The 11,345-nt window shown below is 68.0% G+C and carries 10 protein-coding genes; all 10 read right to left on the bottom strand.

Going from position 1 to position 11,345, the window contains the following annotated elements:
• Window positions 1–89: 89 nt before the first annotated feature.
• Window positions 90–2,621: a heavy metal translocating P-type ATPase gene (locus BUA29_RS08910; RefSeq protein ID WP_072756232.1), complete on the bottom strand. Its 2,532-nt coding sequence runs from the start codon at window positions 2,619–2,621 to the stop codon at window positions 90–92.
• Entirely contained in the window at window positions 2,618–3,142 is a 525-nt protein-coding gene (locus BUA29_RS08915) for a hypothetical protein (RefSeq protein ID WP_072756233.1), read from the bottom strand. Before BUA29_RS08915 ends, BUA29_RS08910 begins: the two co-directional genes overlap by 4 nt.
• The gene (locus BUA29_RS08920) at window positions 3,132–6,335 is read right to left on the bottom strand and encodes an efflux RND transporter permease subunit (RefSeq protein ID WP_072756241.1); all 3,204 of its coding nucleotides are present in this window, start codon (window positions 6,333–6,335) and stop codon (window positions 3,132–3,134) included. The genes BUA29_RS08915 and BUA29_RS08920 overlap by 11 nt, the downstream gene beginning before the upstream one ends.
• 13 nt (window positions 6,336–6,348) lie before the next feature.
• On the bottom strand, window positions 6,349–7,287 hold the full coding sequence (locus BUA29_RS08925; protein WP_072756234.1) for an efflux RND transporter periplasmic adaptor subunit: 939 nt from the start codon (window positions 7,285–7,287) through the stop codon (window positions 6,349–6,351).
• Window positions 7,284–8,564, bottom strand: a complete 1,281-nt coding sequence (locus BUA29_RS08930) for a TolC family protein (protein WP_072756235.1) — start codon at window positions 8,562–8,564, stop codon at window positions 7,284–7,286. Before BUA29_RS08930 ends, BUA29_RS08925 begins: the two co-directional genes overlap by 4 nt.
• 59 nt (window positions 8,565–8,623) lie before the next feature.
• The gene (locus BUA29_RS08935) at window positions 8,624–9,001 is read right to left on the bottom strand and encodes a hypothetical protein (RefSeq protein ID WP_143148867.1); all 378 of its coding nucleotides are present in this window, start codon (window positions 8,999–9,001) and stop codon (window positions 8,624–8,626) included.
• A 107-nt stretch (window positions 9,002–9,108) separates the two neighbouring features.
• Entirely contained in the window at window positions 9,109–9,732 is a 624-nt protein-coding gene (locus tag BUA29_RS08940) for a cation efflux transmembrane domain-containing protein (protein WP_072756237.1), read from the bottom strand.
• Window positions 9,729–9,866 (bottom strand): hypothetical protein, encoded by a 138-nt coding sequence (locus tag BUA29_RS12230; protein ID WP_178137913.1) that lies wholly within the window; start codon window positions 9,864–9,866, stop codon window positions 9,729–9,731. The genes BUA29_RS08940 and BUA29_RS12230 overlap by 4 nt, the downstream gene beginning before the upstream one ends.
• The gene (locus BUA29_RS08945) at window positions 9,863–10,999 is read right to left on the bottom strand and encodes an FTR1 family iron permease (RefSeq protein ID WP_072756238.1); all 1,137 of its coding nucleotides are present in this window, start codon (window positions 10,997–10,999) and stop codon (window positions 9,863–9,865) included. The genes BUA29_RS12230 and BUA29_RS08945 overlap by 4 nt, the downstream gene beginning before the upstream one ends.
• 98 nt (window positions 11,000–11,097) lie before the next feature.
• Window positions 11,098–11,345, bottom strand: a 248-nt coding sequence (locus tag BUA29_RS08950; protein ID WP_143148868.1) for a transposase, incomplete at its 5' end; no start/stop codon positions are given.

The raw sequence follows: 11,345 nt of genomic DNA on the forward strand, positions 1-11,345 counted from the left end.
CGCCCGGTTCATCGGGCAGCCGTGCGGGCAGGCTCGCCGGCCCGACGCCATTCGAAGGGCCGAGTGCGGCACGTATCCGCCTCGCCGGCTCATCGAGCGGCCTCCCGATAGGCAAGCAACCGCAGCGCATTGAACACGACCAGCAGCGTGGAGCCCTCGTGCACCGCTACCGCGGGCCCGATGCCCAATCCGAAGATCGTGGCGGGAACGAGAACGGCGACGATGCCGAGGCTCACGTACACGTTCTGCAGGATGATCGCGCGGGTCTTCCGGCTGAGCCCGACCGCGAACGGCAGGTTCGACAGGTCATCGGCCATCAGTGCGACGTCGGCGGTCTCCATCGCCACGTCGGACCCGGCGGCGCCCATCACCACGCCCACGGTCGCGCTAGCCATGGCGGGCGCATCGTTGACGCCGTCGCCGACCATAGCCACCTTCTGTTCGGCCCTCAGCTTCTTGATCGCCTCGACCTTGTCCTGTGGCATCAGATCGCCCCAGGCCTCATCCAGCCCGACCTCCCGGGCGATGGCCTCGGCCACCTTCTGATGGTCGCCGGAGATCATGATCATCCGCCGGATGCCCATCGCCTTGAGCCGAGCGAGCGCCGCCCTGGCTGCTTCGCGGGGCGTATCCATGAGGCCGATCGCGCCGAGGTCGTCGCGGCCGCGACGCACGACCATGCTGGTGCGCCCCTGCTCCCGAAGCGCGGCAATCGCGGCGGCCATCTCGTCCGACAGCGGCGCGATCCCATCCGTGCCGAACATCTCGGCCTTGCCGATGTAGACCGTTTCGCCCGCGAGTTGCGCTTTGACGCCGCGGCCAATGAGGTTTTCGAGGTCGGTGGCCGGGGGCACGTCGGCGCCGCCGAGGCGCGCGCGCCCGTCGGTCGCGATCGCGCGAGCCAGCGGATGATCGCTGAGGCTCTCGACCGCTACCGCCACGCGGAGTAGCTCGGCGGGGTCCACGCCGCTGGCTGGGACCACATCGGTGATGCGAGGCTTCCCCTCGGTCAGCGTGCCGGTCTTGTCGAACGCAATGGCCGACACGGATCCGAGGTTCTCCAGCGGTCCCCCGCCTTTCACCAGCACGCCGCCGCGCGCTGCGCGGGCGATGCCGGACAGCACGGCGCTGGGCGTCGCGATCGCCAAAGCGCACGGGCTGGCCGCCACCAGCACGGCCATCGCGCGATAGAAGCTGTCCCGGAACGGTTCGTCCACCACCACCCAGGCGAACAGCAACAGCACCGCCAGCACGAGCACCGCCGGCACGAAGACGCGCTCGAAGCGGTCGGTGAAGCGTTGCGTCGGCGACTTCTCCGTCTCCGCCTCGCTGACCATTCGGACCACCTTCGACAGCACGCTGTCGCTGGACTTGCGCGTGACCTCGATCTCGATGACGCCGCTTCCGTTGATCGTGCCCGCAAAGACGCGGTGCGCGGCATCGATGCCGTCCGGATTGGCGCGGGCCGCTGCCGGGTCGGGGACTGCACGCTTGTCGACCGGAATGCTCTCCCCGGTCACCGGCGCCTGGTCGATGCTGCTGTCGCCGGCGATGATGAAGCCGTCGGCCGGCAGGCGGGAATTGGGCTTGACGACCACGACGTCGCCGAGCGCGAGCTCCTCCACGGGGATGTCGACCAAGGCCCCGCCACGCCGCACGGTCGCGGTCCGCGGCGCGAGTTCGGCCAGCGCCTCGATCGCCCGCTTCGCGCGCCCCATGGCGTAATGCTCGAGGGCATGCCCGAAGCTGAAGAGAAACAGCAGGAGGGCGCCCTCCGCCCACTCACCGAGCGCGGCCGCGCCCCCCGCTGCAACGAGCATGAGGGTGTCGATCTCGAACCGCTTCATTCGCAGGTTGTCGAGCGCCTCGCGCGCCGTGAACCAGCCGCCGAACCCATAGGCACCGACGTAGGCGGCGAGCGGGATCCACGTCGGCACCGTCGCGAAGCGCTCGAGCAGGAACCCGATCAGCAGTAGCACGCCGCACGCCAGCGCGAAGCGCAACTCCGTCCCCGACCAGAAGCCGCCGTCGCCGTGGGAATGGCCGTGCTCGTCGCCCTTGCCGTGCTGGTCGCGTTCATCGGGCGCCGCTTGATCGGAGTGCCCATCCCGCGTGCCGCGCCCGCCATGCGCCGACTCATCGATCCCGGCGCCCCGACCCCCTGCGGTCGTAGCTGCCACGCCAGTCGCGCCTGCAAGGCGCTCGAGTTCCGCGCGGATGGCCTGCTCCGAGCTGACGGTTCGATCGAACTCCACGCGCGCCACGCCGCTCGCGCTGACCGCGCCATCCAACACCCCCGGGATCGACCGCAGGTGCTCGGTGAGGGTGCGCGCCCGTCGGGCGTGCGGCATGCCAACCTGCCAGGTCGCATGCCCGAACTGCGCCGCCACCTGTGCACCCGCCGCGCTCACCAGCTGACGGATCCGCGGCAGCGTCAGCACCGCCGGGTCGTAATGCACGCACAGCTGCGGGGGCGTGAACTCGGTCGCCGCAACGACGTGCGCCTTAGAAACGCCCTCTCGCGCCTGCAGGTCGGCGAGCAGCCGGCCGACACAGCGATCGGCTGCGTCGGTCACCTCGGGGAGGACGAGGGGAATGTCGATGCGAAGCGGGTCGGTCATGGGCGATGTCCTCGGTTCTCGACGCGGTGGCCGGTGGGTCGAAAGGGAAACGCGAAACGACCGCGCACAACTGGAGACCCGCAAACGGGCGGGTGGATCGCCGCGCGCCTGACACGGTCGCCACCAGTGTAATTCGAAGATCTCGGCACCAGACGAGCGCATCCATCGGCCAGGGCTAACGAGGCCTGACGCGTTTCCGCGCGCATTCGGACCAGACTGAGGACGCCGAACGCGCGACGGAATGCCGCTTCCCGCACCTCGGTGTGCCGTGGAGAAAGACGGCCGGCGACGATCGCCAGCAGGATCGCATTGAACGCGAACACCGCCGCCGTGAACGCGACCAGCGTTCCTGCGCCCGCGCGCTCGTGCAGGGCTTCGGTCGCCCAGGCGGCACGCCACACCAGGGGCACGGAGGTGGCCGTGAACCACACGGCCGCCCCCGTGATCAGCCAGCCGATGGGCACGCCGCGCCGGCCAGCGGAAAAAATCCGCCGGCCGTTCGCATGCGCATCAGGTCGCATGGGTCAGTTCCGGATGCGGCGGCTCGATCGGCTCATCATTCTCCTTGTGCAGCCACCGGTACAGCACGGGCAGCACGAGCAGCGTCAGCAGGGTCGACGACACGATTCCGCCGATGACCACGGTCGCGAGTGGCCGCTGGACCTCGGACCCCGCGCCCACGTTCAAGGCCATGGGCACGAACCCGAGCGAGGCGACCAGTGCAGTCATGAGCACCGGGCGCAGGCGTCCGAGGGCGCCCTCGAAGACGGCTTTGTCGAGCGCAATGCCCTGTTCGCGGAGTTTCTTGATGAAGGCGATCATCACCAAGCCGTTGAGCACCGCGACACCCGAAAGCGCGATGAAGCCGACGCCGGCAGAGATCGACAGCGGAATGCCGCGTAGCCAGAGCGCGATCACGCCGCCGGTCAGGGCCAGTGGTACGCCGCTGAACACGATCGACGCATCCTTCGCCGAACCGAAGGCCATGAACAGCAGGCCGAAGATCACGACCAGCGTAACGGGCACGACGACCGCCAGACGGCGGCTTGCGGAGACCAGCTGTTCGAACGTGCCGCCGTAGTCGATCCAGTAGCCTTCCGGCAGTCGGACCTTGGCGTTGACCGCCGATTGCAGGTCCTGGACGAAGCTACCCAGGTCGCGCCCCCGCACGTTCGCGGTCACCACGATCCGCCGCTTGCCGTTCTCGCGATTGATCTGGTTCGGCCCGAGCTGCGACTCCACGCGCGCGACCTCGCGCAACGGGACGGTGCGCGCTTCGCCGCCGCGCCATGTGGCCTCTCGTCCCGATTCGTCGGCCTGACTGCCGCCATCCCCGAGCGCGATGGGCAGATCGCCCAGGGCGGCCGGATCCTGGCGCATCTCCTCCGGCAGACGAACCACCAGGTCGAACCGGCGGTCGCCCTCGAACAGCTGGCCCGCCTCCTCGCCGCCGATCGCGGTGGCGACGGTGTCCTGCACGTCGGACGGGTTGAGGCCGTAGTTGGCCAGCGCCTGCCGGTCCGGCTCGACCGTGAGCAGCGGCAGCCCGGTCACCTGCTCCGTCTTGACGTCGGACGCCCCCTCGACCTGGCTCATCACCTGTTGCACCTGCGCGGCCGTGCGCACGAGCTGGTCGAGGTTGTCGCCGTAGATCTTGACTGCGACGTCCGCGCGAACGCCCGAGATGAGCTCGTTCGTGCGCATCTGGATGGGTTGCGTCACCTCGTAGTTGTTGCCCGGTATGGTCTCCAGCAGCTCCTGGATCTCGGCGACAAGCTGGTCCTTGGGCTTGCCCGGATCAGGCCAGTCGTCGCGATCCTTGAGCATCACGAAGGTATCGGCGATCGAGGGAGGCATCGGGTCGCTGGCCACTTCGGCCGTGCCGATCTTGCCGAATACACGCTTGACCTCCGGCACCTTCGCCAAGGCCTTCTCCAGCTTTTCCTGCATCTCGAGCGACTGCGTCAGGCTCGTGCCCGGAATGCGCACCGCCTGGACCGTCAGGTCCCCCTCGTCCAGATTGGGAATGAACTCCGAGCCCAGGCGCGTGGTGAGCAGGCCGGTCAGGACGACCAGCCCGAGCGCCGAGCCGATCACCGGCCACCGGTGCCGCAGGGTCCAGGACAGCAGCGGCGCGTAGCGCCGCGAGAACCAGGCCATCACCTTGTTCTCGTGTTCCGCCACGCGGCCGCCCAGGAACAGCGCGATCGCCGCCGGCACGAAGGTGAGGGAGAGGAGGATCGCGCCGGTCAGTGCAAGGACGACCGTGATGGCCATGGGATGGAACATCTTCCCCTCGATTCCGGAGAGGGCGAAGATCGGGAAATACACGGCCGTGATGATGCCCACGCCGAACAGGCTGGGGCGGATCACCTCGGCGGTGGCCGATGCCGTCGCATCGAAGCGCTCCTCGTCGGTCATGGTCCGGCCCAGGCGCTGCTGGAGTTCGCCGAAGCGCTTGAGGCAGTTCTCGATGATGATGACCGCGCCGTCGACGATCAGGCCGAAGTCGAGCGCGCCCAGGCTCATGAGGTTGCCCGATACTCCGACACGCACCATACCGGTCAGGGTGAACAGCATCGCCAGAGGAATGACCGCCGCGGTGATGAGCGCAGCCCGGATGTTGCCGAGCAGCAGGAACAGCACCACGATCACCAGCAGCGCGCCCTCGACCAGGTTCTTGGCGACGGTCTTGATCGTGCGATCGACGAGCGAGGTCCGGTCGTACACGGGCTCGGCGCGCACCCCCTTGGGGAGGCTGGCATTGATAGCCGCGAGCTTCGCGCCCGCGGCCTGCGAGACGTCCCGGCTGTTGGCCCCCACGAGCATCACTACGGTGCCGACGACGACCTCCTCGCCGTTCTCGGTCGCCGCACCGGTGCGCAGCTCCTTGCCTTCGCCGACGGCCGCGACGTCGCGCACGCGGATCGGTACGCCCTCGCGCCGGCCCAGCACGATGTTGCGGATCGCCTCGAGGTCATCGACTTGGCCAGGGACACGGACGAGCAACTGCTGACCGTTGCGTTCGATGTACCCGGCGCCGACGTTCTGGTTGTTGGCGGCCAACGCGGTGACGATGTCCTCGAGCGTGAAGTCCAGCGACACCAGCACGGCAGGATCCGGCGTGATGTGGATCTGCCGCTCGTAGCCGCCGATGGTGTTGACCTCGGTCACGCCCGGCACGTTGCGAAGCTGCGGGCGGATCACCCAGTCCTGCAGGGTGCGAAGATCAGTCGCCGTATAGGGTGAGCCATCCTTCTTGCGGGCGCCGGGCTCGGCTTTCACCGTGTACATGAAGATCTCGCCCATGCCGGTGGCAATCGGGCCCATCATCGGTTCCAGCCCGGGCGGCAGTTGCGACCGGGCCTGCTGCAGGCGCTCGGACACCTGCTGGCGCGCGAAGAAGATGTCGGTCCCATCCTTGAACACGACGGTCACCTGCGAGAGCCCGTAGCGCGAAATCGAGCGGGTGTAGTCCAGGCCCGGGAGCCCGGCGACCGCCGTCTCGATCGGGAAGGTGACGCGCTGCTCGGCCTCGAGCGGCGAATAGCCCGGTGCCTCCGTGTTGATCTGGACCTGGACGTTGGTCACGTCCGGAGTGACGTCGATCGGCAGCTTCGTGAAGCTCCAGACGCCTAGCCCCACGAGGGCGAGAGTCAGGAGCAGCATCAGCCACCGATGCGCGATCGCGAATCGGATGATTTTCTCGAGCATGGTCGCGGCCGCCTCAGTGGTCATGTTTGGCGGTCGACTTCTCGATGTCCGCCTTGATCAGGTAGCTCTGCTGGACGACGACCTGCTCGCCGGGCTTCAACCCGGCCAGGATCTCCACGGTGTCGGCGTCGCGCCGCCCCGTTTTCACCGGTCGCCTGTGGTAGGTCTCGCCCTTCTGCACATAGACGACCTCCTCGCCGTTGGACGTCTGCAGTGCACTGAGTGGCACGACGAGATTGGCGCGCGCCTTGTCCACGATTACGCGAGCCTTGACTGCCGACCCTGGACGCCAGAGGCCGTCCAGGTTGCGCAGGCGCGCGCGGGCGACCGTGCTCTGACTCGCTGTCGCCGTGCTGGGCAGGATCCGTTCGATCTGGGTCTCAGAGGTGACCCCATCGCTCATGCGCGTCACGATGACCGGGCTGCCGACGCGCAGGTGCTGGGCGTCGCGCCCGAAGACATGCAGGTCGACCCACAGGTCCGAGAGATTCGCGATCTCGTACAGGGCCGCACCCTCGCCTGCCACAGTCCCCACCGATGCATCGCGGGACAACACCACACCCGAGATGGGGGCAGTGACCGTGTAGGTGGTCAGGCTCAGGTTGCTCTCGATCGTCGCCAGCGGCTGGCCGGCGCGGACCTGGTCGCCGACGTTGGCGTGTAGCGCGCGCACCAGTCCGGGGAAGCGCGCCATGACCCGCGCGATTGCTCCGTCGACCGGGGTCAGGAGCCCCTGCACTTCATGGTCGTCCGAGATCTCGCCCGGCCCGGCAGGGCTCACGCGCACGCCCGCCGCCGCAGCGGCCTGCGTGCCGATCTTGGTGCTCGTCGGCAGCTCGCCGTGCTCGCCCTCCTCACCTTCCTCGCCCGCCTCGCCTCCCGTCGGAGATGACGCGTTGCATGCTGCCAGCAGCGCGGCCAACGACAGGGCCGCAATCCAATGAAGTTTCACGGGGTGTCTCCTTGTTCAATGGACGGGCCGGCCGAAACGAACGGCTGCCCGGTCAGGCGCTGGATCTCGAGCAGTGCCGAGTGGGCCTCGAGTGCAGCTTCGAGTTGGCCGCGGAGGGCGGCCGTCCGCTCGGCTTGCAGCTGCGCCCACTCCAGATAGCTCGCCGCGCCTGCGCGGTAGGCGCGCTCGGCAGCCGCCTCGGCGCGCGAGAGCCTCGGGATCACGTCGCTCCCCAAGCGGCGCACTTCGAGCTGTGCGGTGAGAAACCGTCCATGCGCTTCGGCGAGGGTGGAATACAGCGACAGGCTCTTGACCTCGCGCTCGAGGCCGAGCAGTGCCAGCTCCGCTTCCGCAGCCCGAATTTCCGGCTGCGCCCTCACGTTGGTGCCCAGCGGCATCGATACGCTGCCGACCAACCCGAAGTCGTCGGTCGCCTGCAAACGCCGGACGCCGACCTGCCAGTTCAGGTCGGGAGTGGCAGCGGTTCGCGCGAGCTGGAGGCGAGCCTCTCGAATGCGCTGCTCGCCGGCGAACCGGGCAAGCTCGGGTGTCTTGGCGAGCCAGGAGGCGAGCTCGTCGAACGAGGCGATCTTCGGCAGCGCCAACGGGTCGATGGGCACGACGTCGAAGCTCGGTGCGCGCTCGCCCCAGAGGGTCGCCAGATGCTGTCGGGCCGCCCGTGCCTGCTGCACCGCGCGCGCCTGATCGAGTTCCGCACGCGCGAGCGCGGCCTCTGCAGCCAGCACGACCGATTCCGGCGATGCCCCGGCCTGAAGGCGTTGCCGAGCGCCGGCCACCGCGCGTTTCCGCTGCGCGATATCCAGGCGCGCGATCTCCGCGCGCTTCTCGGCCGCTACGACCGCCAGGTAGCGGCGAGCCACCTCGGCGAGCAGGTCCAGGCGACGGGCTTCACGCTCCACCGCAAGTACATCGATGCGGCTCTGCGCCAGCGCGCGGCGGGCGTCGAGCTTGCCGCCCCGCTCCAGCACAGAGGCCAGGCTCAAGGTGATATCGGCGCCCTGCAGGCCGCTGGCCTCGCCGGTGCCGAGTACGTTCTGGGCTTCGATGCCAACGACCAGAGGCGGCTTGAAGGCCGCGCGTTCCAGCTCGGTCGTCAGAACATCCCGGCGTCCGCCAAAGAGCCTGAGTTCCGGATGGGTCTGCTCGACACGGCGGAACGCGTCGTCGAGGGTCAAACGGTCGGCAGCGGCTGCGGAGAGGCAGAACAGCATCGCTGCGACGCACGCGGCCGTAGCCGCGAATCGCGATGATCGCATGGGGAAACTCCAGGGAAGATGAGACGAACAGCGGTGCGCCGCGCTGACGGGCGCGTTCGTCAGCCCGCGATGGGAGGTCGGAACGGCGAGACGCGAGCGCCCTCACCGGGCGCCGTCACTTCGGGGCGCACCGCGAGCGAAGTGCGCGGCATTACGGCGGGGAGGAACAGCCCATCCGGCATGGCCACCGACAGCTGGGCGCAACAGTGCGCGAAATGAAGCAGAGCATGTCCGACAGACCGTTCTTCGGGCGCGGCGTCCACGGCCGGTCTGTCTGCTTCGATGACGTGGGCGTGCCGACCGCTAGGATCATGCGCCAGCTCGTGTGCCTCTCCGATCGCAAAGAGCACGGGCCGAGCCATCATGCTGAGGACGAGCAGCCCCAACGCGAGCATGCGCAGCGTGCGTATCCAGCGATGGCGATTCCAGCTCAGCACGGCGAATAGGTTAGGCGATCATCAAGCTGAACACAATCTCGAAAGGTTGAGTGCCGCCCGCCGGGTACTGGAGCGACCGTTTGTCGACGGCAGGCTCTACCAGGCACCTAGTCCGACCCATCGGACATGGGGACGCCGCGACGCGCGCGGCGCGCTTCCACCAGGATCTCGCCGGCTTCCTTGACAACGTAGAGCCCGATCAGGGTGCCGATGACGTAATCAGGAATAGGTGAACGCAGCCAAAACACGAGCACGCCCGCCGCGACCACGCCCACGTTGGCGACGATGTCCGCGCGCGTGAATATCCATGTGGCCCGGAGATGCACCTCGCCGGACTTGAGCGGAGCGAGCATCCGAAGGACCGACATGTTCACGATGAACGACACGATGGCCGTGCCGATCATCCACCCGCTGGCCGGCTCGGCGCCGTAGATCACCCGTCGCCCCACCTCGAACAGCACGCCGAGACCGAGGAGCAGCAGCGCAGCGCCGCTGAGCATGGCGGCATTGGCCTTGAAACTCGCGGCGCGGCCGATGGCGACCAGGCCGATGGCGTAGGCCGTGGCGTCCGACAGCATGTCGAGCGCATCGGCGAGCAGGCCTGTGGACTGGCCGATCCAGCCTGCGATACCGCCGACGACGGCCATCGTCGCATTGAGGGCAAGCGCGATTGTCAGGATCTTGCGCTCCTGAGCATTTTTCGCTTCGTGGTGGCAGCCGCAGTCACTCATCGGTAGGGTTCCAGAAACGGACGGAGTTCGGGCAGGACGCTGCTGGCCACGGCCACGGCCGCGACTGCCGCCGGCAGCATGACCACGGGATAGCTCCCATAACGAATCACCACCTGGCGAAGTGCTGCACTCATGCATTACCTCTCGGGCGCTCGTGCGCGGAAGGCACAGCCGTTGCGCCGCGCGCATTGGCGACGAAGCCGAGGACGGCGATCGCCGCGACGGCGAGCTGGGCGAGGATCGACTGCCACGTCGGGTAAAGGCCCAGCCACTCGATCTGTGGCACGGCAGCCAAGGCCTGGCTGATCCAGCCGGCTTCCTGCAGCGCCGCCACGCCCTTGCCCACAAGCACCACGGCAAGGACGGCGATCAGGATCGAGCTGAAGCGGAAGAACTGGCCGATCGGCAAGCGCGTTCCCAGTCGCAGCAGCGCGAATGCGATGACGGCCAGGACGGCCAGGCCCAAGCCCAGCCCGGCGAGGATCGCGGAGCTGTCCTGTTCGTTCCACATCGCGGCGTAGAACAGGATGGTCTCGAAGACCTCGCGGTACACGGCGACGAACGACAGCACGAACAGGAAGGTCGCGGAACGACGTGTGAGCGCTGCGGACATCTTTTCCTGCAGGTACTGCTGCCAGCGGCCGGCCATGCTCTTCTGGTGCATCCAGATCCCGACGCTGAGCAGGACGATCGCCGCGAACAGTGCCGACAGCCCTTCGGTGGCCTCCCGCTCCGCGCCACTGATGCTGACTGCATACGTCGCGATAGCCCACGTTACGCCGCCCGCCAGCAGCGCACCGATCCATCCGGCATGCACGTACGGCAGCACATCCCTGCGCTCGGCCTTGCGTAGGAAGGCGATCATGCCGATGACGATCAACAGCGCCTCAACCCCTTCGCGCAAGAGGATGGTGAAGCTGCCCAGGAACGCTGCGGTGGTGCTATTGCTCCGGTCGGCAAGCGCCGACTCGCTGCGGTCCAGCAGCTGTCCGACCGCTGCGGCCTGAGCTTCGACGGCGGAGGTCGGTGCGCCCTCGCCGATCCTGGCGCGAAGGGTTGCCATGGCGGACTCGATCTGTCGCAGAAGCTTGCGGTCCCGCGATCCGAGCTGCGGCTCGACAGGCTCGACACCGTCGAGATACGCGGACAAGGCCAGTGCCGACGCCTGCCCCCGGTCACCCGACCGGTAGGCCGCAACGCTCTGCTGCAGGCGCTGACGGGCCAGCGCTAGAGATGCATTGCTGTTGACTGGCGAGGAGGCGGCCACGGCACTCGGCTCACCACGCAGATAGGCGATGATCGCGCGCGCCCTGTCCGCTCCCAGCGTCTTCGAAAGGGCTCAATCGCGATTCCAGTGGAAACGGTTCATGTCTGATGGGGAGCATGGAGCCAAGGGTGACGGGGTAGATGCCTGAGCTTGGCGCACAGCAGGTAGCTGATGGCGATCAGGTTGGCGTCAGTGCGATAGCCCTTGGCGCGGGCCTTGGCGGCCTGGATCTGGGCGTTGAAGGCCTCGACCTGGCCGTTGGACAGGCCGGTGTCGAAATGCCGCAGGATGCCGGTGAGGTGGTCGCGGATGGTGGCACCGAGCTTCTTGAAGGGCGTCAGCCGAC

The sequence above is a fragment of the Thermomonas hydrothermalis genome (assembly GCF_900129205.1).
GTDB lineage: Bacteria > Pseudomonadota > Gammaproteobacteria > Xanthomonadales > Xanthomonadaceae > Thermomonas > Thermomonas hydrothermalis.

Bases quoted from the DNA above. Each gene is read 5' to 3' on its own strand.
- BUA29_RS08910 (WP_072756232.1), bottom strand. From the start codon at position 2,621: ATGACCGACCCGCTTCGCATCGACATTCCCCTCGTCCTCCCCGAGGTG.
- BUA29_RS08915 (WP_072756233.1), bottom strand. From the start codon at position 3,142: ATGCGACCTGATGCGCATGCGAACGGCCGGCGGATTTTTTCCGCTGGC.
- BUA29_RS08920 (WP_072756241.1), bottom strand. From the start codon at position 6,335: ATGCTCGAGAAAATCATCCGATTCGCGATCGCGCATCGGTGGCTGATG.
- BUA29_RS08930 (WP_072756235.1), bottom strand. From the start codon at position 8,564: ATGCGATCATCGCGATTCGCGGCTACGGCCGCGTGCGTCGCAGCGATG.
- BUA29_RS08940 (WP_072756237.1), bottom strand. From the start codon at position 9,732: ATGAGTGACTGCGGCTGCCACCACGAAGCGAAAAATGCTCAGGAGCGC.
- BUA29_RS12230 (WP_178137913.1), bottom strand. From the start codon at position 9,866: ATGAGTGCAGCACTTCGCCAGGTGGTGATTCGTTATGGGAGCTATCCC.